21 protein-coding genes and 1 tRNA gene are annotated in these 19,686 nt (G+C 68.7%); 7 read left to right on the forward strand and 15 right to left on the reverse strand.

Annotated features, from left to right (window positions below; translation table 11 throughout):
- The first annotated feature begins 357 nt into the window (after positions 1-357).
- Positions 358-431, forward strand: a tRNA-Leu gene (locus AB7E03_RS06615).
- A 378-nt stretch (positions 432-809) separates the two neighbouring features.
- Here the strand turns inward: AB7E03_RS06615 and AB7E03_RS06620 are convergent.
- The 5 genes from AB7E03_RS06620 to AB7E03_RS06640 all read right to left on the reverse strand — a co-directional run bounded on the left by AB7E03_RS06620 (position 810) and on the right by AB7E03_RS06640 (position 3,348).
- A complete protein-coding gene (locus AB7E03_RS06620) occupies positions 810-1,478 on the reverse strand; it encodes a hypothetical protein (protein WP_489940393.1) in 669 nt (222 codons plus the stop codon).
- A 189-nt stretch (positions 1,479-1,667) separates the two neighbouring features.
- Complete coding sequence (locus AB7E03_RS06625; protein WP_489940395.1) at positions 1,668-1,934, reverse strand: hypothetical protein; 267 nt, start codon at positions 1,932-1,934, stop codon at positions 1,668-1,670.
- A 101-nt stretch (positions 1,935-2,035) separates the two neighbouring features.
- Positions 2,036-2,428, reverse strand: a complete 393-nt coding sequence (locus tag AB7E03_RS06630) for a hypothetical protein (protein WP_489940397.1) — start codon at positions 2,426-2,428, stop codon at positions 2,036-2,038.
- A 212-nt stretch (positions 2,429-2,640) separates the two neighbouring features.
- Positions 2,641-2,823 (reverse strand): hypothetical protein, encoded by a 183-nt coding sequence (locus tag AB7E03_RS06635; RefSeq protein ID WP_489940399.1) that lies wholly within the window; start codon positions 2,821-2,823, stop codon positions 2,641-2,643.
- 108 nt (positions 2,824-2,931) lie between these two features.
- Complete coding sequence (locus AB7E03_RS06640; protein ID WP_489940401.1) at positions 2,932-3,348, reverse strand: hypothetical protein; 417 nt, start codon at positions 3,346-3,348, stop codon at positions 2,932-2,934.
- 172 nt (positions 3,349-3,520) lie between these two features.
- Between AB7E03_RS06640 and AB7E03_RS06645 the strand changes: the two genes are divergently transcribed.
- Complete coding sequence (locus AB7E03_RS06645) at positions 3,521-4,042, forward strand: helix-turn-helix domain-containing protein (protein WP_489940403.1); 522 nt, start codon at positions 3,521-3,523, stop codon at positions 4,040-4,042.
- An 866-nt stretch (positions 4,043-4,908) separates the two neighbouring features.
- On the opposite strand, the gene AB7E03_RS06650 is transcribed toward AB7E03_RS06645, so the two are convergent.
- The 9 genes from AB7E03_RS06650 to hisS all read right to left on the reverse strand — a co-directional run bounded on the left by AB7E03_RS06650 (position 4,909) and on the right by hisS (position 13,192).
- Positions 4,909-5,190 (reverse strand): hypothetical protein, encoded by a 282-nt coding sequence (locus AB7E03_RS06650; RefSeq protein ID WP_489940405.1) that lies wholly within the window; start codon positions 5,188-5,190, stop codon positions 4,909-4,911.
- Positions 5,191-5,548: 358 nt separating this feature from the next.
- Positions 5,549-6,964 (reverse strand): NAD(P)/FAD-dependent oxidoreductase, encoded by a 1,416-nt coding sequence (locus AB7E03_RS06655; RefSeq protein WP_489940407.1) that lies wholly within the window; start codon positions 6,962-6,964, stop codon positions 5,549-5,551.
- A 39-nt stretch (positions 6,965-7,003) separates the two neighbouring features.
- A complete protein-coding gene (locus AB7E03_RS06660) occupies positions 7,004-8,320 on the reverse strand; it encodes a S8 family serine peptidase (RefSeq protein WP_489942878.1) in 1,317 nt (438 codons plus the stop codon).
- A 40-nt stretch (positions 8,321-8,360) separates the two neighbouring features.
- Positions 8,361-8,876, reverse strand: a complete 516-nt coding sequence (locus AB7E03_RS06665) for a DUF501 domain-containing protein (RefSeq protein ID WP_489940409.1) — start codon at positions 8,874-8,876, stop codon at positions 8,361-8,363.
- 9 nt (positions 8,877-8,885) lie between these two features.
- Positions 8,886-9,422, reverse strand: a complete 537-nt coding sequence (locus AB7E03_RS06670; protein ID WP_489940411.1) for an FtsB family cell division protein — start codon at positions 9,420-9,422, stop codon at positions 8,886-8,888.
- 109 nt (positions 9,423-9,531) lie between these two features.
- Complete coding sequence (locus AB7E03_RS06675) at positions 9,532-9,777, reverse strand: hypothetical protein (protein ID WP_489940413.1); 246 nt, start codon at positions 9,775-9,777, stop codon at positions 9,532-9,534.
- Positions 9,774-10,364, reverse strand: coding sequence for a hypothetical protein (locus tag AB7E03_RS06680; RefSeq protein ID WP_489940415.1), 591 nt, complete (start codon positions 10,362-10,364; stop codon positions 9,774-9,776). Before AB7E03_RS06680 ends, AB7E03_RS06675 begins: the two co-directional genes overlap by 4 nt.
- A 189-nt stretch (positions 10,365-10,553) precedes the next feature.
- Positions 10,554-11,834, reverse strand: coding sequence for a phosphopyruvate hydratase (eno, locus tag AB7E03_RS06685; protein WP_441781704.1), 1,281 nt, complete (start codon positions 11,832-11,834; stop codon positions 10,554-10,556).
- 65 nt (positions 11,835-11,899) lie between these two features.
- Positions 11,900-13,192 carry a histidine--tRNA ligase gene (gene hisS, locus AB7E03_RS06690; protein ID WP_489940417.1) on the reverse strand — a complete coding sequence of 431 codons (1,293 nt, stop codon included), beginning with the start codon at positions 13,190-13,192 and terminating at the stop codon, positions 11,900-11,902.
- A 443-nt stretch (positions 13,193-13,635) separates the two neighbouring features.
- Between hisS and AB7E03_RS06695 the strand changes: the two genes are divergently transcribed.
- From AB7E03_RS06695 to AB7E03_RS06710, 4 genes are read left to right on the forward strand one after another with little or no spacing between them, the layout of a single operon-like run.
- The gene (locus AB7E03_RS06695) at positions 13,636-14,685 is read left to right on the forward strand and encodes an iron-siderophore ABC transporter substrate-binding protein (protein ID WP_489940419.1); all 1,050 of its coding nucleotides are present in this window, start codon (positions 13,636-13,638) and stop codon (positions 14,683-14,685) included.
- Positions 14,686-14,691: 6 nt separating this feature from the next.
- A complete protein-coding gene (locus tag AB7E03_RS06700; protein WP_489940421.1) occupies positions 14,692-15,765 on the forward strand; it encodes a FecCD family ABC transporter permease in 1,074 nt (357 codons plus the stop codon).
- Positions 15,762-16,838 (forward strand): FecCD family ABC transporter permease, encoded by a 1,077-nt coding sequence (locus AB7E03_RS06705; protein WP_489940423.1) that lies wholly within the window; start codon positions 15,762-15,764, stop codon positions 16,836-16,838. The genes AB7E03_RS06700 and AB7E03_RS06705 overlap by 4 nt, the downstream gene beginning before the upstream one ends.
- Positions 16,839-16,841: 3 nt before the next feature.
- Positions 16,842-17,657, forward strand: a complete 816-nt coding sequence (locus AB7E03_RS06710) for an ABC transporter ATP-binding protein (protein ID WP_489940425.1) — start codon at positions 16,842-16,844, stop codon at positions 17,655-17,657.
- Between the two features lie 12 nt (positions 17,658-17,669).
- Here the strand turns inward: AB7E03_RS06710 and AB7E03_RS06715 are convergent, their stop codons facing one another.
- Positions 17,670-18,389 (reverse strand): nucleoside triphosphate pyrophosphohydrolase, encoded by a 720-nt coding sequence (locus tag AB7E03_RS06715; RefSeq protein WP_489940427.1) that lies wholly within the window; start codon positions 18,387-18,389, stop codon positions 17,670-17,672.
- Positions 18,390-18,502: 113 nt separating this feature from the next.
- Between AB7E03_RS06715 and nhaA the strand changes: the two genes are divergently transcribed.
- Positions 18,503-19,663, forward strand: coding sequence for a Na+/H+ antiporter NhaA (gene nhaA, locus AB7E03_RS06720; RefSeq protein WP_489940429.1), 1,161 nt, complete (start codon positions 18,503-18,505; stop codon positions 19,661-19,663).
- Positions 19,664-19,686 lie beyond the last annotated feature (23 nt).

The raw sequence follows: 19,686 nt of genomic DNA on the forward strand, positions 1-19,686 counted from the left end.
TCGAGCCTAACCGCCGGCCGGTGGAGCAGCTGGATGCGGTGGAGATCCGGCCAACGCCCGCGTCGGGGAAGCCCGGGCGCCGGCCGGATCGGGGACAACCTCACCAGAAAGGGTGTCGAATGCATTTTGTGCCGCGGGGATGGGCGCCCCCTTCGGATGGCCTGAGGGAGTTCGCAGACGCGCCGCCGGACGGCGACGGTGTAGCGTTGAGCCCATGGAAGGTCTGCTCATCGGTCTTATCTGGCTCGTCGTGATCGTCGGGGGCGGCCTCGCCACCGGGGCTGTCATCCAGCTGGTCAAGTCGCCGTACCGCGACCGCTAGTCCGTCGCTCGCGGACCGTCTTCCGCAGATCGTCGGCCCCCATAGCCCAATCGGTAGAGGCAGGCGACTTAAACTCGCCCGAGTGTGGGTTCGAGTCCCACTGGGGGTACTGCTCTAGTGGGCCCTTGATCCCGTGTAAACACTGGGGTCGGCGGGGGCATGCGAAGCTCGCATACCCTCGATCGTCCAAAAGTCGCCCACAACCGAAGCTCCTGAGTACTCGCAGTGATGTCGTGGTACAACGACCTTGCGACGCATGAACTGATGCTGGGGTCGAGTAGGCACGCCAAGTCCACTTCGCGCGACCGCAGAGCGAGTGAGACCTTGCCGCCCATGCCATCGCCTCTGCGGCCCGGTTGGATGCGCTTATGGGTGTGGTGACACTGACGACTCGAAGCGCATGCTCACGCAGCGGGGCCGAGCGCTCGGTATCGGACAAAATCCCACGCCGGATGCGTAAGGTAGTCGGCCCAACCGTCCCGCTTAGTCAGTCTCGGATCAATCCGGAGCTCTCAGCATTTCTGATGGAGTAGCAGACCTCGCTCGCGACGGTTCGCATTTGGATCTGCAGAAGGCCGCGCTGGAAGGCGAGTTGCTCAGCTTCCTGCACCTCACTGCCGTTGGTGCGGACGAGCGTCGGCGAACTGGCAAAGAGGGCCGTGATGTGCTGGCCAGCTAGATCAACGTGGGCGCCGCCATCCTGGTTGGCGAGCCCCAAGACGAGTTGCTTGCGGGTGATGTGACCGTCGCCGAACTGCACAACAGGCTCGACAGCCCACCAGTCGCTGTAAGACACATGGCGGCCAATAGGTCCAAAATCGAGTGGTTCAAGATAGGTTGACCCGTCCGGACCGAGGGCGATGCCATACACGGAAGAACCGAACGTTGGAGTCCCTTCCGGCACATCCATGGCGAATGGTGTGTAGAACGACCGCCACGGCATCCCGGGCTTTGCGCCGATCTGCGTGAGTATGCTGTCTCCCCGCCCCTCGTCGTATGAGAGAGTGCGAACGGCTGTAGCCATCCGCAGCGCTTCAGCATGATCTCCGGCGTCGAAGGCTTGCGCGCTCTTCACCACGAAAGCGAGATTCTCGCGATACCGAACCATCACCGCAGCGTGCTCAGAGCCGTCTCGGCTTTCGTCGAGCTCCGTCATGACCTGACCGTACCTTCCTGCACATCGCGACGTCGCCCTCGAAGGCATGTGGCGGCGGCGCTACTCATCTTCCGGCAGACCCGCTGCGCGCTTCGCTCAACGCCTGACCTGAGCTCCGATGCTCGTGGGAGGGCGGCCGGCGGGTTTACCGGTCTGTGGGCTTCACGCCTCGCCTTCACGCCGAGTAGGTCAGAAGAGCTTGCTGAAGATCTCACCTTTGGTGATGCCCGTCGCAAACGGATGCATCATCCCGTTGCTTCCCACCACGGTCCACTGGTTGCCGTCCGGGGTGAGAACGAGCTGGAAATCGTCAGCGGCGCGCCCCCTGGCGTGAATCAGCCAGGTGTCATCGTCGTACCGCATGATCCGGTACATCGCCCCGTCCTTCATGAACTCGATCCCGTTGTCCTCGCCGACCGTGTCGGGGAACTGCGGGGGCAGTGGGTCGCTCAGCATGCCTTGCACCTTTTCGGAAGTAGTCGATAGGGCTTGGGCCCCGTCGTCGAATCAGACGAGATCGGTATGGCGAAGTTCGTCTACCGCGCCTTGCCTGGACGCTAGCAGCCCGCAGACGTGTCGGCAGGTAGGTTCAGCGCTAGCCGGATGCGTTGCGCTGCCGCTCCCGCGCCGTTGTCGACGTAGCCCTTCGAGATCGCGTTGGCTGCCTCGACTGACCCAGCGCCCGATATCGCCTCGTACGTCGAGATGATGTTGAAATCCGAGTCGGTTAGCAGCTTCATGTCTGCCGCGGACACCACGGTCGGCCAGATCAGATCCGGCTTGGTGAACGCGGCTGCTTGCGCCCGGTACGCGTCGCGGGCCGCAGCTGCGGTGGCCCGAATGGAAGCGAGGTCCTGTGCCGTGAACGCCGCATTGTTTGCGTCCTGCGCCTTGTTGGCGGGACACACGGTCGCTAGGTAGAACTGGCCGGCCTCCGCCGCCGTCAGCACGTGAACAGTAGGGGTCGATGATGCAGAGGGGCTGGGGTGCTCCACCGCTTGAGTACTCCGCGACGGGGCGCCCTGTGCGGAGCAGCCAGCCAGCGACAGCGCCGCCAGGACTGCGATAGCCAGAGCTTTCCTCATCATGTTCGGATGCTAGCTCGCGGTTCCCCGCTGCGTCACACCCCAAAGGGCTACACGCCTCGCCGCGGCACCCAGGCCTACACGGGTTGAACGCGGATCACGATCGACTCCTCCCGCTCTCCGGTAACGAAGGCGATGGCCTCTTTGATGTCGTCGGCCTGCTCGAGGCTCTTCACCTGGCTGATCGCCCCGGGCGCCTCTACGGCCTGGAGGATCCACCATCCCCCGGACTGCTCAGCCGTCACTTCATACTCAGTCATGGCATCCCGCCCTCACGTCGCTGCCGTATCGGCGTCCGTCCGACAAGGGTAAAGTTCCAGGACCCGCGCCCGGTAGGAGACGGTACGCCGGTTGCTACTGATCGAGTCTCAGGCCGCCCCGTCTTCATCTCGCCCTCGCTCAGCCATCCGCTCTGAGCGGGAAGGACGATCGACGGCGGTGCTCCCCCGCGGCGTTGCAGCAGCAATGATCAGCCGCGCCGCCAGCAACAGCACGCCGAGGATCACCAACGCGATGCCCCACCAGATGAGCGCAACATCCCCGTCGACTGCTGGACTCGCCGCACTGAGATCGAGCCCACTGTCCAAACCGATAGCGCGGGTGAAGTCGGCGACGTTTTGATCATGCTTGAGCTGGTTCGCCCCGACGATCCAAAGGATGGCCCCCAGCACGCCAGCGAGAATCCCCACGACTACCAGCGCGAGGCCGGCGGGGTTGCGGATTGGGGAGCGATCGGGGACGGCGGAACCAAGTGAAGAGTGCGGCGCATGTTCGTCAGCGGACATGGCCTGAATCGTACTGTTGAGGTGAGCTCATGTTCCACCCCCAGGACGAGCGTCATAGAGCACCAGAGAACGTCGCCGCTGGGACACCTTCCCTTGCTCCGGGGCAAGGCGCCCATAAGGGGCGGCGTAACATCCGGGTGCTGCCCAGCTCCAACCGCTTCCCTCGAATTCCATGGACACGAATGCAGCGCGGCCGCCGAGACATAAGTGGGGCAGATCAAGGATGGGAGTCGGCCAGCTTTGGGCCTGGCGATCTGATCAGGAAGGCAGCCTCGAACCCGTCCGGTTGACGCAAGTGACCGCGGTTCGCGCGGCCGGCATCGTTGTACGCGACGGCGCTGGGGCCGAGGTCGAAGACCTGGCTGTGAAGTTCCGGTGCCCGTGGGACCAGCTCACGGACTACATCGAGGCTCTCATCGAAACGGGCGTAGCGCTCAGGGCCACGCAAGAGGGGCTTTACGGCTTGCCCGCTGTTCCAATTGACATTGCCACGGTACGGCTACCGGGCGAGGCCTCATCACGTGTCGCGTACTCGCTTGAGGACGCAGCCGCAGAGTGCGGCGTCTCCCCCGAGTTCCTTCGCGGCTTCATCAACAAGAATGACCTGGTCGCGCACTATGCCAGCAGCAAGATGATCATCCTTCCCGAAGATCTGCGGGCCTGGATCAGGTCACTGCCCCAGGAGCACCGGTGAATGGGCGTTCGCAGTACGCTGAGCACATGAGCAGGCAGCAACGCTAGCCGCATCAGGCGGCCGGCGCCTTTCGATTAGGGAGACCCCTATGAAGTCTGCGCTCAACAATCTCCTCCTCCGTGCGATGTACGGAGAGCATCTCTACGCCCCGCCCAGCGAGCGGCGACGCGGCCTCTGCGACACTCTCTTCCGCGTCTTCGGCCATCGCGCTTGCTGCCGGGTCCCCGAATGGACCGCAAGAGTTGGACAGCGGTGGGACACCTGGGACAGGGCACCCTGGAACCTCTACAACCTCACCTGGGCGCTGAAGACCTGGGTTAGGCAGGGCATGACCCCAGCAGGCCGGCTCACGACGCAGTGAGCGGAGCGCTCCAGTGTCCGCAACACAAGAGCGGGAGATGTGGCCGTGCGGCGCCCGACTGACGCCGCACGGCCACATTAACCGTTGCGATCGCGTAACACGAGCCACGATCGGACCGGTGCGGGGTTCGCTGGAGCGATGGAGAACAACAAACTCGGCTACACCCTCCTGAGGCGGCGGAGGTCGCCTCAGTTGGGCTATCCACTCTGAAGGCCGCAATCGACCGCGGAGACCTCCCCAAGAGATACCCGTCGAGTCGGCCCATCATCCTCGCGTCGGACCTGGAGCGGTGGCTCGATGCCCTCCCTACCATGCCACCAACTGCAGGCGAGCGTGACCGCAAGGTCCAGTCCCGAAGCGGCCGACGCTCAGGCACGGTTACGCTTCAGCAATCGGAGGCGGAAGCGCGGGCGCGAGGCGTCAGCCGGAGTCGCTATTACTCAGTGCCGCCGATGATCCCGACCAATGCATCCCTGCGCTTTAGCGTAGGTGAGCCTACGACGAGTCAGACAGCGTTGAGCGCGAGCATGCTCGCAATTCCGCCAGCGGCCGTCCCCGCGCCGACGAACGCGACGTCCCAAGCCGCCGACCACTTCCGGCGCCTCAACTCCTCGAACATCATTTCCAGCCTCACATTGGCGATACCGAAGGTTGTCTCACCACCCTTTCTCGCGCCAGCCTCAACGATGCGCCGGCTCGTTGATCCTGCGCCTATGAACACCCACACGAGGCGGATGAGCGGGAGGCCGATCGAAGCGATGTATAGAGAGGGAATCCAAAAAGTCACGCGCTCGACCGTAGCGGAGATGGCCGCAAGAGCATCAGACCCAAGTGCGGGGGCCACCCGTCAGCGCAGCGCCGCCCTGTCGCCCACGAATCGCCCACAAGGTCGTAACCGAAATGCCCCGAATGTGCACGAAAATCGCCGAAAAATCGCCGCAGTTCAGCGCCTTCCGCGCGCTCAGTACGGCAGCAATCGGGTTCGAGTCCCACTGGGGGTACTGCGTGTCTCGGCGCGCGCGGCTTCAGAGGTCATAATCTAGTTCGCCCTTTTATGAGCTAGGGCCCCAGCTCATAAAACGCAGGCATACGCACGAAGGCCCGGCCCCTTTCGGGACCGGGCCTTCGCCGCGTTCGCTCGGCGACTACTTCGCGGTGACTTCCGCCGGCTCCTTGGCCGGGTCGGCCTTCTTGCGGGCCGGAGCCTTCTTCACCGGCTCGGCCGGAGCGGCCTCGACGGCCGGCTTCGGGCGGGCGGCGAACTCCTCGAAGTTGGCGCGCGGGTGCTGTACCGCCTCAATCGAGACGATGTCGCGGCCGAGCCAGAAGTTGTTCCACCAGCCCCAGATGACGCGCCACTTGCGCTCCCACGACGGCATCGCCAGACCGTGGTAGCCACGGTGCGCGAGCCAGCCGATCGGGCCCGTGATCGCGATCTTGCCGGACTGCAGGACGCCGATGCCGACGCCGAGACCGGCGACCGCGCCGAGACTCTTGTGGTAGTACTGGCGCGGCAGCTCGCCACGGAGCGTCGCGATGATGTTCTTGGCGAGGAGCTTGCCCTGGCGGACCGCGTGCTGAGCGTTCGGCACGCAGTAGCCGCCGACGCCCGCCCCCGTGAGGTCGGGAACGGCGGACACGTCACCGGCGCCCCAGGCGTCCTCGACGATCTCCTCGTCGGTGCCCACCCGCAGGTCGGCACGGACGCGCAGGCGACCGCGCTCCTCGATGGGGAGGTCGGTGTGACGGACGATCGTGGGGTTCGCCATGACACCGGCGGTCCAGACGATCAGGTCCGTCTCGAAGCTCTCGCCGGTCGACAGCTGGATGACGCCATCCACCGCGCTCGACAGCTGCGTGTCGAGGTGGATCTGCGCACCCCGCTCGGCCAGGTTCTTGATGACCCAGTGGCTGGTCTTCAGCGACACCTCCGGCATGATCCGGCCCATGGCCTCGATCAGGTGGAAGTGGGTGTCCTCGAACGCGATCTCCGGGTAGCGCTTGAGCAGGTTGCTCGCGAACGAGCGCAGCTCGGCGAAGATCTCGATGCCGGCGAAGCCGCCGCCGACGACCACGACGGTCAGCAGCCGGTCGCGCTCCGGACCGGCCGGGAGGCTTGCGGCCTTGTCGAAGTTGGTGAGGAGCTGGTCGCGGATGTACACGGCCTCCTCGATGTTCTTCAGGCCCACCGCCTGGTCTGCGACGCCCGGGATGGGGAACGTGCGCGAGACCGCGCCGGCCGTCACCACGACGATGTCGTACGCGAACTCGTACGCCTCGCCGACGGGCGGCTGGATAGTCGCCACCTTGCGGGCGTGGTCCACGTACGTGACCTTCGCCGTGATGACGTTGGTGGTCTTGAGGTGGCGGCGGTGCGCGACGACCGCGTGACGCGGCTCGATCGAACCCGCGGCGACCTCAGGGAGGAACGGCTGGTACGTCATGTACGGCAGCGGGTCGACCATGGTGACCTCGGCCTCGCCCGGGCGGAGCTGTTTCTCGAGCTTCCACGCGGTGTAGAAGCCGGCGTATCCGCCGCCGACGATCAGGATTTTGGGCACAGTGATGCGTCTCCTCAACACGAAAAGTTTGGGCCTACATTACTCCTTGCTGCGCATCCGCCTGAAATGCAGCCACGCGCCGGCGCCGCCGAGGGCGACGAGAGCGAGGAAGCCGGCTATCAGGCCGAACGGCAGCCAGAATGCGGTGAGGACGCTCCATTGCGGCCAGAAGATTCGGTTCCATGGTAGCGCGCGTTCGGGGGTCAGCTTCGCCGGCGCCGGAACGGCCTGCGGTTCCCCGGGCGATGTGGTCGGCGGCGAGGCGGCCGATGGGGCCTCCGCACGGCGGTGGATGCGGATCCACTCCCCCAGATCCCCCATCGGGTTCGCCGTCACCCGCGGCACCTCAGCGGTGACCGCGGCCGCCGCATCCAGCAGCCCATAGCCATAGATGGGGCTCGGCACGGCGCCGCCGGCGGGGCGGGCGGTGCGGATGATGCGCTCGATCACATCCGGAGCCTTCAGCTCGGGATGCGCGGCCCGCACCAGCGCGACGGCCCCGGCGACCAGAGGCGTCGCCCCGCTCGTGCCCGCCCACTGCACGTAGCCGCCGCCGGGATTCGCGCCGACGAGCTGCTCACTGGGAGCGGAGACGCCGATCGTGATGCCCTGCGCGGACGCGTCGAAACTCGCCGTCCCGCGCCGATCCACACCGGCCACTGTCAGGACACCGGGGATGGTGGCGGGCGCGCCCACCTCGCTGGTGCCGCTCCCCCGGTTGCCCGCGGCGGCCACCACGACGACATCGTGGTCGAAGGCGTACTGGAACGCCTCATCCCAGCTGGTCGGCCAGTCGAGGGTGTTGCGGGTCAGCGACATGTTGATCACCGAGGCGCCGTTGTCGACCGCCCAGCGGATCCCCTCCGCGATCTGCTCGTCACTGCCGACCGGGCCCATCGCCTTGCCGAGGGCGACCGACACCGCCAGGATGCCCGCCTCCGGAGCCGCGCCGAGAACGCCGCTGTCGGCACCGGTCCCGCGGCCGGCCAGGAGGGACGCGACCCAGGTTCCGTGGTTGGCGCTCTCCGCATCCCCCAGCGGCTTCTGGCCGGATGCGGCACCGACGCCCGACGTGTCCGTTCCTCCGACCACCGCGCCTGCCAGGTCTGGCACCGAGCCGTCGACGCCCGTGTCGATGACCGCGACCTTCACCCCCGCTCCCCTGGTCGTGTTCCAGGCCTGCCGGAAGCCGTAGTCGTTCAGCCAGTACTCGAGGTCGCGGACCTGGTCGGCGTGTGCCGTCGTCGCAGGCACGAGGGTGGACGCCAGGGCGATGGCCAGGGCTGAGGCGACGACGGCGAGGCGGTGGCGCAGGCGGCGCGATGCGTCGCTGGACCCGGCCCCGGCCCCGCGCATCCGCACACCGCTCATCCCGACCCCCATCGAGCGCCTCCGGCTACTCGGCGACGTGGATGCGGCACTCGCAGACCGCGGGCGACCAGCCACCGCGGGCGAGCGCCAGGTCGCCGATGGGGTTGACTCCCGGGCCGGCGGCCAGAGCGTGCGCAGCGAGCGCGTGCAGGCACTTCACGCGCGACGGCATCCCGCCCGCGGAGATACCGACGATCTCGTCGACGACCGCGATCGACTCCCGGTCGGACAGGTACTGCTCGTGCGCCGCACGATACTGCGCCGCCACGTCTTGGTCCTCGGCCAGGAGCTCGTTGTACTCGTTCATGACCTGGGTCGCCTCGAGGGCCGACATGGCAGCCGTCGCGGCCGGGTGGGTGAGGTAGTAGAAGGTCGGGAACGGCGTGCCGTCGGCCAGGCGCGGCGCGGTCGAGACGACGGTCGGACGTCCGCAGACGCAGCGCGCCGAGATGCCGACCACGTTGCGGGCCGGACGTCCGAGCTGTTCGGAGACGACGGCGATGTCCTCGTCGGTCACGGGGTCGAAGGGGGGTCTGGTCATGAGCGGTTCTTACTTCTTCGGGGCGGGCGCGGACGGCGTCGGCGTCGGGACGGGACCCGGTGCCGGGGTGCCGCTCAATTGCTGCGGGGTGGCGTCGGTGAGGCCCGCTCCCATGATGGAGCCGAACAGGGAGGAGACCCAGTCGGTCTGCGTCTTGACGAGCTTGGAGCTGACCGGTGCCGCATCCTGCTTCGCCGCGGGCGGGCGATCGTCAATGACGAGGTAGCTGACCTCGCCCGGCATCACGTAGTACAGCCGGTCGCGGGCCTGCGCACGCAGGTAGCTGGGGTCGTTCCAGCGCGCCCGCTGATCCTTCAGCGTGTCGACCTGCGCCGCGAGCTGGTCGACCTGGCGCTGCTGGTCTGCGATCTGCTGACGCTGCGCGAGGAACGCCTGCACCGTCGGCGCGAGGATGAGCACGGCCAGCACGAGCACGCCCATCATCACGAGCGAGAACGCCGAGAAGTGGAGCTGGCGCAGCCAGCGGCCGGACCCGGTCGGGCGCGACATGCGCACCGGGACGCGATGCGTGCGCGGCTTCGGCATGGGCCCCTCCGGGATGACACGGGCGGTGGAAACGGAGCCGGTCGGCCCCCTCTCATCGTAGGCGATGGCATGCTCGCCGCCGGAGGCACGACGGGGTGTCGGGATGCGCTCAGGCTCCGGTCAGCAGGAGGGCCAGCCGGATGACACCCAGAGCGACGAAGGCGAGCCCGCCGACCGTGAACACCGCCCCGAGGGTGCGGGCGTCGCGGTCTCGGAAATGCCGTCGGGCATCCGCGTCGGCGAAGAAGGCCGCCGTGCGCCCCGGCCGGAGCAGCAGGAACAGTCCCAGCACGGCGAACAGTGCCGCCAGCGCAAGGAACAGGACGAGCGGCACGGCCTCGGACTCGGTGGTCACGATGCTCGGTCCCCGCGTCCGAGGCGGTAGGCGAATCCGGCGACCGTCGGCAGCGCGACCACCAGGACGAGCACCGCGACAAGCAGGATGGGCGAGCCGAGATTCGCCGCCAGCGGCTTCCCGATCGTGACCACCAGGGCGGCGACCCCGGTCCACACGGCGCCCTTGCGCCATGCTTCCGAGGTCGTCCGGCGCGCCACGTGTTCGATCCAGTCGTAGCGGAGCACCGCAGCACGGTAGCCCGCCGCAGCCAATACGACGGCGGAGGATGGCGAAAGCACAAGGAGCAGCCCGAGAGCTACCAGTGCTGCGCAGATCGCTGCCTGGTACCGGCGGATCGAGGCGGTGCTCAGCTCGCGATACGCCAGGGATCCGAAGGTCGCCAGCGTCACGGCTGCGGCGAACCCGACCGTGCCGCCCGCGATGACGACGGCGCCCACCAATGTGGTCGCCCTCGTCGTGACGACGAGTGGAATCCCGACGGCAGCGATCGCGAGAAGGACGGGCGGGAGGGCGACCTCGTACCAACGCACGGGTGCCCCGAGCGGCACGGCCTCGGCCGGGGCGTCGTCCTGGGTTTCCCGCATGCCTGCACGATACCCGGCGCCGAGGGGCACGTAGTTGCTCGCGACACGCCGCGTGAGGCCGCGACTACGTGCCCCTCGACGGGTCGAGGCGCGCGGAGCGGGCGGGGGAAGGAGCGGGAGGGGCGGGGAGGGGCGCGGAACGCGGAACGGCCCCCGAGCGGTGCTCGGGGGCCGTTCGTGCGCGACGCGTTACGCGGTGAACCGCGGGAAGGCGCTGCGGCCGGCGTAGACCGCGGCGTCGCCCAGCTCCTCCTCGATGCGGAGCAGCTGGTTGTACTTGGCGACGCGCTCGGAGCGGGCCGGTGCGCCGGTCTTGATCTGGCCGGCGTTGGTGGCGACGGCGAGGTCGGCGATCGTGGTGTCCTCGGTCTCGCCGGAGCGGTGCGACAGCACCGCGGTCATGCCGCTGCGCTGGGCGAGCGACACGGCGTCGAGCGTCTCGGTGAGGGTGCCGATCTGGTTCACCTTGACGAGGATGCTGTTCGCAGCGTGCTTGCTGATGCCGTCGGCGAGGCGCTTCGGGTTGGTGACGAAGAGGTCGTCGCCGACGAGCTGCAGCTTCGAGCCGAGCTCGGCCGTGAGGTGCGCCCAGCCCTCCCAGTCGTCCTCTGCCAGCGGGTCCTCGATGGAGACCAGCGGGTAGTTCGCCGCGAGCTCCTGGTAGTAGGCGCTCATCTCGGCGGCCGTGCGGTCCTGGCCCTCGAAGCGGTAGACGCCGTTCTCGAAGAACTCGGTGGAGGCGACGTCGAGGCCGAGCGCGATGTCGCGGCCGACGGTGAAGCCGGCCTTCTCGATGGCCTCCGAGATCAGGTCGAGCGCAGCACGGTTGTTCTCGAGCTCCGGTGCGAAGCCGCCCTCGTCGCCGAGGCCGGTGTTGAGCCCCTTCGACTTCAGCAGCGCCTTGAGCGAGTGGTAGGTCTCGACGCCCCAGCGGAGGCCCTCGGAGTAGGTCTCTGCGCCGAGCGGCAGGACCATGAACTCCTGGATGTCGACGCCGGTGTCGGCGTGCGCGCCACCGTTGATGATGTTCATCATCGGAACCGGGAGGATGTGCGCGTTCGGGCCGCCGACGTAGCGGAACAGCGGCAGGTCGGCCGAGTCGGCCGCGGCCTTGGCGACCGCGAGGCTGACGCCGAGGATGGCGTTGGCGCCGAGGCGCTTCTTGTTGTCAGTGCCGTCGAGCGCGATCATCGCTTCGTCGACGAGGCGCTGGTCGGCAGCGTCGAACCCTTCGATCTCCGGGCCGATCTCGTCGAGGACCGCGTCGACGGCCTTGAGCACGCCCTTGCCCAGGTAGCGCTCCTTGTCGCCGTCGCGCAGCTCGTAGGCCTCGAACGCACCGGTGGATGCGCCGGACGGGACGGCGGCGCGACTGACCGTGCCGTCCTCGAGGAGCACCTCGACCTCGACGGTCGGGTTGCCGCGCGAATCCAAGATCTCGCGAGCGCCTACAGCTTCGATTGCAGCCACAACTGTCTCCTTGCGTGGTTTTTCGTGGGGTTTGCGAAGTCAGTCTAGTGAGGCCGGGTGACGGGCTAACCCAGCGGCTTCAGCTCGAGCCCCGCGGCGTCCGCCGTGTCAGGGTTCACGAACGCGAAGGAGCGGAAGCCGGATGCAGCGGCGCGGTCGAGCACCGCCTTCAGATTCTTGGCCCGGCGGTCGAGCCGGACCCGGCTGCCCCGCGCGACGAGTTCGGACTTGATGGCGACCAGCCGATCGAGGGGCACGGCGCGGTCGTAGACCAGCACGACGGACTCCTGGGCCTCGTCGTCGGGCAGCTCGATCAGGTCGACGACCCGCTCGAAGCCGATGGAGAATCCGGCCGCCGGCACGTCGGTGCCGAGGAAGCGGCCGATCATCCCATCGTAGCGTCCGCCCCCGCCCACGGATGAGCCGGATCCGGGGTGCGCGATCTCGAAGATCGTGCCCGTGTAGTAGCCCATCCCGCGCACGAGTGTCGGGTCGAAACGCAGGCTGACGCCCGGCGGGAGCGTGTCGAGCGCGTGCGCGAGCGCCTCCAGGTCGGCGACGGCGTCCGTGTCGACACCCTCCGGAAGGATGCCGGTGATCGCCTCGACGGTCAGCTCGACGCCGCCCTCGGCGAGGTGCGGTTCGAGCTGCGCCAGGATGCCGCCGAGCACGGAGGCGGAATCGGCCCCGCCCTCGGCGAGTTCGGCCACTACGCCCGTAGCACCGATCTTGTCCAGCTTGTCGATGGAGATCAGCACCTGCGGCCAGCGCGCCTCGTCGAATCCGCAGTACTCCAGCAGGCCGTTCAGGATGCGCCGGTCGTTGATCCGGATGGTGCTGCCGGTCAGTCCGAGCGCCTCCAGAGCGGCCGCCGTCGCCGTGATGAGCTCGACCTCGGCCAGCTGCGAGGGCTCGCCGATGATGTCGATGTCGCACTGCACGAACTGCCGATAGCGGCCCTTCTGCGGACGCTCGGCCCGCCAGACGGGCGCGATCTGGATACTCCGGAACACCGGAGGGAGCTCGGCCCTGTGCGAGGCGTAGAAGCGCGCGAGCGGCACCGTCAGATCGAACCGCAGCCCCAGGTCGGCGAGATCGAGCAGGTCGCCGGAGTCGATGGCGGCCGCGAGATCGTCGCCATCGAGCCCGCGTTTGAGGATGCTGAACGAGAGCTTCTCGTTGTCGCCGCCGAGACCCGAGTGCAGCCGCTCGACGTCTTCGACCACCGGGGTCTCGATCTCGTCGAAGCCGTGGGCGGCGAACGCGCGGCGGATCACCCCCAGTGCATGCTCGCGGCGGGCTTTCTCAGCGGGGAGGAAGTCGCGCATGCCGCGGGGCGGGGTGATCGGTGAGGCCATGGGTCGATTCTTCCATGAAGGCCCCCGGCGCCACCTCGCCCACATCGACCTGTGGAGAGACGACGCCCGAGCGCGCCTGTGGACACCTCCCCGGGGGATCGCAGTTGCCGGACCCCGCGCGTATCATGACGTGCGTTGCCACCCTGATGCCGCGCCTATGTGCCCGGAGCGGTGGTGTCCTCAGAACGAGGACCTGGCATGAGTCGCATCCGTCCGACCACGGCGCTTGCTCGCTGCCAGACACGGGCCGACAACGCGTCTGCCGGAGACCAGGAGAGCGCCGCCGAAGGGCGCCGCCTCACCCGAATGGCGAAGGGTATCCCGGGCGGACGCGCTGCCGGCCATCTTTGCGCCCGGCCCCTGAGCGTATTAGGTTAGGCTTGCCTAAGGTCGACCGGCGCTAGCGCGGGTCCCGCATCCCATCCCCCGTCTCGAGGAGAACCATGCTGCCTGCCCCCCGCACCGCCCGTCGGTCGCGTCTCGCCCTGATCGCGTCAGCGATCGTCGCCTCCGCCGCCCTCGCGCTCACGGGGTGCAGCGCGGGCGGTCCTGCCGATTCCGCGACGTCCGGCAGCGACGGCGCCTTTCCGGTGACCGTGAAGAGCGCCCTCGGCGACACCACGATCGAGAAGAAGCCGGAGCGGATCGTCACCTGGGGCTGGGGGGCGCAGGACATCGTGCTGGCGCTCGGCATCATCCCGACCGCCATGCCGAAGTTCACTTACAGCGGCACGGCCGACGGCGTGCTGCCCTGGGACGCCGACCGCATCAAGCAGCTGGGCGGCAAGACCCCGCAGCTGCTCACCTTCGACACCGGCGAGGTGCCGTTCGAGGAAGTCGTGAAGGCCAAGCCGGATGTCATCCTCGCGCCCTACTCGGGCCTCACGCAGACCGAGTTCGACACCCTCAGCAAGCTCGCGCCGGTTGTCGCCTACCCCGAGAAGCCGTGGTCGACCAGCTGGCGCGACCAGACCGCCATCGTCGGCAAGGCGCTCGGCCTCACGAAGCAGGCGGACGCACTGGTGACGAAGACCGAGGAGAAGGTGACCACCCTCGCGGCGAAGTACCCGGTCCTGAAAGACAAGACCTTCTTCTACGCTGCCGCGAACGAACCCGGCAAGCTCAACGTCTACCGCGCGGACGACCCACGCGTGCAGCTGCTGAACGACCTCGGGCTGAAGAACTCTCCAAGCATCGCGGACCTCGACGGCTCGAAGGGCGACGGCAGCTTCTTCTACCAGCTGAGCTACGAGAACCTCTCGAAGATCGACACCGACCTGCTGGTGATGTACTTCGACAAGCAGTCCTCGGTGGATGCGTTCACCTCCGACCCGCTCGTCGCCGCCATGCCGGCGATCAAGGAGGGACGCTTCGCGCCGATCGTCGGCGAGTCGTTCGTCGCCGCCACCAGTGCCCCCAGCGTGCTCAGCATCCCGTGGATGCTCGACCGCTACGTGCCGCAGCTGGCCGAGGCCGCCGACAAGGTCCACTAGCAGACGATGCCCGCGAGCGTGGCCGCCTCGGCGGCACGAACACCCGACGGCGGACGTGCGGGGACGCCCCCGCACATCCTCCGTCGGCGTCGGCTGGTGACGGGTTTCGTCGTCGCCGCCCTCCTGCTTGTGGTCGTGTCCGTGCTGAGTCTCATGGTCGGCGCTCGAACGATCGCCCCCGCCGATGTGCTGCACGCCCTGCTGCACTACGACCGGTCGGATGCCGATGCGCTCGTCATCGTTGACAGCCGCCTCCCCCGCACGCTGCTGGGGCTTGCGGCGGGCCTCGGCCTGGGGCTCGCCGGGACGGTCATGCAGGGTCTGTCGCGCAACCCGCTCGCCGACCCGGGCATCCTCGGCGTCAACTTCGGCGCATCCCTCGCCGTGGTCGTCGCGATTGCGCTGCTGGGCCTGACCGCGCCCTCCGGCTACCTCTGGTTCGCGTTCGCCGGCGCGGCACTCGCCTCCGCCCTGGTCTACGCCGTCTCGTCGCTCGGCCGGGAGGGGGCGACGCCGGTGAAGCTGGCGATCACGGGAGCCGCGGTCTCCGCGGCCCTCAGCTCGCTCATCATCGCGGTGGAGCTGACCAGCCGCACGTCGTTGGACGCCATGCGGTTCTGGCAGGTCGGGTCGCTCGCCGGCCGGGGTTTCGGAGTGCTCTGGCAGGTGCTTCCGACGCTCGCAGTCGGCGCCGTCCTCGCCCTGGGTCTCGGGAGGCTGCTGAACGGGCTTGCACTCGGCGACGACGTCGCCCGCGGCCTCGGCCAGCGCGTCGGGGTGACGCGGGCTCTCTGCGGCATCGCGATCGTCCTGCTCTGCGGCTCTGCGACCGCCGCGGTCGGCCCGATCGCCTTCGCCGGGCTCATCGTGCCGCACATCGCGCGGCGGGTCGTGGGCGCGGACTACCGGTGGATCCTCGCCTACTCGGCCGTGGTCGCGCCGACGCTGCTGCTGGGGTGCGACATCCTGGGCCGGGTGGTCGCCCCTCCGGGCGAGCTGCAGGTCGGCGTGGTGCTCGCCCTAGTCGGGGCGCCCGTTTTCATCACCCTTGTCCGTCGGCGCCGGACGGTGAGCCTGTGAGCGCGGGGCGAACGGTACAGCCGGATGCTGCGGTCGCCGCGCACGACGTGATCGCCCGCGTGCGTGCGGACCGCCGCGAAGGGCAGGTGCGGGCCCTCCGCGTCTCCGTGGTCCTCGCGCTGATCGTCGTCGTTGTCGCTGCCGTGTCGCTCACGCTCGGTGCCGCCGCCGTCGCGCCCGCCGACGTCCTCGCGGCGCTCGTCGGCCGCGCCGATCGACTGACGTCGTTCGTCATCCTGGACCTCCGCCTCCCCCGGCTCGTAGCCGGCGCGCTCGTCGGCGCGTGCCTCGGGCTGTCCGGCGCGCTCATCCAATCGGTGGCGCGCAACCCGCTCGCGAGCCCCGACATCATCGGCATCACGGCGGCGGCGAGTGCGACCGGCTCCATCGCGCTCATCTGGTTCGGGCTGACCGGTCTGGCGCTCTCCGGCATCGTGCTCGCCGGGACGCTGGTGGCCGCCGCCCTCATCTACGTGCTGGCCTGGCGGCGCGGCGTCAGCGGCTACCGCTTCGTGCTGGTCGGGATCGGGATCGCCGCCTTCTGCAGCGGGATCGTGTCGTACGTCCTCACGCGGGCGGACCTCTCGGACGTGCAGCAGGCGCTGGTGTGGATCACCGGAAGCCTCAACGCCGTCGACCCGGCAGCGCTGACCGTGCTGGCGATCGGGACGGTCGTGCTGCTCCCCTGCGCCCTCCTCGTCGGCCGTCCCCTCGGGATGCTGTCGTTGGGCGACGACCTGGCGTCGGGACTCGGCGTCCGGCCCGAGCGCACGCGCCTGCTCGTCGTCGGCGTCGCGGTCGCCCTCGCGGCCATCGCGGTCGCGGTCGCCGGCCCCATCTCGTTCGTCGCCTTCCTCGCCGCACCGATCGCCCGGGGGCTTGTCGGACGCGGATCGCTCGCTCTCATCCCCTCCGCACTCCTCGGAGCCCTCATCGTCGTCGTCTCCGACATCGCGGCGCAGTTCGCGCTCCCCGGCGTCGTGCTGCCTGTCGGCGTCGTCACCGGGATCATCGGCGCCCCCTACCTGCTCTGGCTGCTCGCCAGGACCAACCGCATCGGCCGTGGAGGCTGACACATGACACACGAATCGCCGGCCGCCGTGCCGGAACTCGCCGCACGCGCCCTGTCGCTCGCCTACGAAGGGCGGGCGGTGGTCGACGCGCTCGACCTCGACATCCCCGCCGGGCGGGTCACCGCGATCGTCGGGCCGAACGCCTGCGGCAAGTCGACCTTGCTGCGCGGGCTGTCGCGGCTGCTCCCACCCGCATCCGGGACGGTCCTCCTCGACGGCGCCGACATCCACTCGCTGCCCACCAAGCGGGTCGCTCAGCGGCTCGGCCTGCTGCCCCAGACGCCGACCGCGCCGGACGGCATCACCGTCGCAGACCTCGTGTCGCGTGGGCGGTATCCGCATCAGGGCTGGTTCCGGCGGTGGACGGCGGACGACGATGCGGCCGTCGCCGAGGCGATGACCGCGACCGGTATCGCCGACCTCGCCGACCGCGCCGTGGATGAGCTCTCCGGAGGTCAGCGGCAGCGGGTCTGGATCGCGATGGCTCTGGCCCAGCGGACCGACATCCTGCTGCTGGACGAGCCGACGACCTTCCTCGACATCAGTCACCAGCTGGATGTGCTCGACCTGCTGCTCGACCTCAACGCCGCGCGCGGAACCACCATCGTGATGGTGCTGCACGACCTCAACCTCGCGGCGCGCTACGCCGGGCACCTCGTCGCCATGCGGGAGGGTGCCGTCGTCGCGGCGGGCGACCCGGCGACCGTGGTCACGGCGGAGCTCGTGCGCGATGTGTTCGGGGTCGAATCGGTCGTCACCGACGACCCGGTCACCGGGACGCCGCTGGTCGTGCCGCTCGGGCGCCACCACCTCCGCTGACCGGCACGTCAGTCACTCGGCGGAGGTGGCGGCCTCCTGGTCGCGGATCTCGTCCTGCAGATCGCGGAGGGTCGAGCGCAGCGCGCGCTCCGCATCCAGCCCCTGCGCCTTCGCCGAGGCGACGATGGCCAGGAGCAGCGGGCCGAGCTCGTCCTCGCTGCCCACCTGCACGCCGCCCTGCTGCTGCAGATCGAGCAGCCCGACCTTGTCCGCCCGGCCGAGCAGCTTGTCGGCGAGCGCGAGCGAGGGCATGCCCTGGGGGATGCCGTCCAGCACGCTCGTGCGGCCCGGCTTCTCCTGCTTTTTCAGCTCGTCCCAGAAGCCGACGACATCCTCCGCGGTCTCAGCCGTGCGGGCGTCGGCCGCGGCCCGGTCGCCGAAAACGTGCGGGTGGCGGCCCACCATCTTCGCGGTCATGTGCGCGGCCACATCCTGGATGTCGAACTCCTCGTCCGGAGTGTGGGCGGCGATGTCGGCGTGGAAGAGCACCTGATATAGGACGTCGCCCAGTTCCTCCAGCAGCTCGTCACGGTCGCCGGTCTCGATGGCGTCGATCAGCTCGTAGGTCTCCTCGATGAGGTACTGCACCAGCGACTCGTGCGTCTGGTCCGCATCCCACGGGCACCCACCGGGAGCGCGAAGGCGCGCCATCACGGCGACGAGCTCGTCGAGCTTCGTGGCGGCCTCCGGAACCACCGCCGGCGTCGCGCTCGGACTCACTGCCTCGCCCATCCGGACCTCCTCGCTCTACCCTTCAACCATCCTGCCACCCGGTAGAGTCGTAACCGGTGTGCCGGGAAGTCTGGTCGGCGTCGTTTCTGTGACCCCGCACGAATGGTGGACGTATGAGCATCATCCGATCCGAGCGCACCGCCGCCGGACTCCTGCTGGGGGCGGCCGCCCTCGGCCTCCTCCTGGCCAACACGCCGGTCGGGCCTGCGCTGGTCGACCTGCAGCATGCGCACCTCGGCGCTGGACCCTTCGACCTCAGCGTCGGCCACTGGATCAGCGACGGACTGCTCGCGATCTTCTTCTTCATCGTCGCCGTCGAGCTCAAGCACGAGCTGGTCGTCGGCGAGCTGAACAGCGTGCAGAAGGCGATCCACCCGGCCATCGCCGCGGTCGCGGGCGTGATCGTCCCTGCGGGACTGTACCTGGCGCTGACCGCCGGGTCGGGGCTGCCACAGGGCTGGCCCATCCCGACGGCGACCGACATCGCCTTCGCGCTCGGCGTGCTCGCGGTCTTCGGCCGCGGTCTCCCCAACCGGCTGCGCGTCTTCCTGCTGGCGCTCGCCGTGCTCGACGACCTCATCGCGATCCTCATCATCGCGGTCTTCTTCACAACGGATCCGAACCTGCTGGAACTGCTGCTCGCCGCCGTGACCATCGCGCTGTTCGGCGTGCTGAGCCGGATGCTGCGCGGGCGGATGCGCTGGCCGCTCGGTGTCCTCATGGTGCTGCTGGCGGTGCTCGCGTGGTGGCTGGTCTACGACTCCGGCGTGCACGCCACGATCGCCGGCGTCGCGCTCGGACTCGTCATGGCGCGTCAGCCGGCCGGACGGGTCACGCACATGCTCGAACCCTGGTCGAACGGGGTGATCCTCCCGCTGTTCGCGTTCTCCGCGGCGCTCGTCGTGATCCCGCAGGTGTCTCCGTCCCAGCTCTCGCCGGCCTTCTGGGGAATCCTGGTCGCGCTTCCGGTCGGCAAGCTCATCGGCATCACGCTGGGTGGATGGCTCGGATCGTTCACGAAACGCGGCGCGGAACGCGGGCGCATCTCCGTGTTCGGATTGATCACGGTGGCGGCGCTCGGCGGGATCGGGTTCACCGTCTCACTGCTGATGAACGAGCTGGCCTTCGCCGGCTCGGAGGAGGTGCGGGCCGAGGGCACGCTCGCCGTGCTGCTCGGCTCGGCGGTCGCGATCGTCGTCTCGGGGTTCCTGGTGAGCGCGCTGGCCCGGCGCAACCGGCGGCAGCATCCGCACCCGCACCCCCAGGCCCGCTGACGGCTCATCCGTGGGTCGCAACA

The organism is Leifsonia sp. RCC_180, from assembly GCF_058138205.1.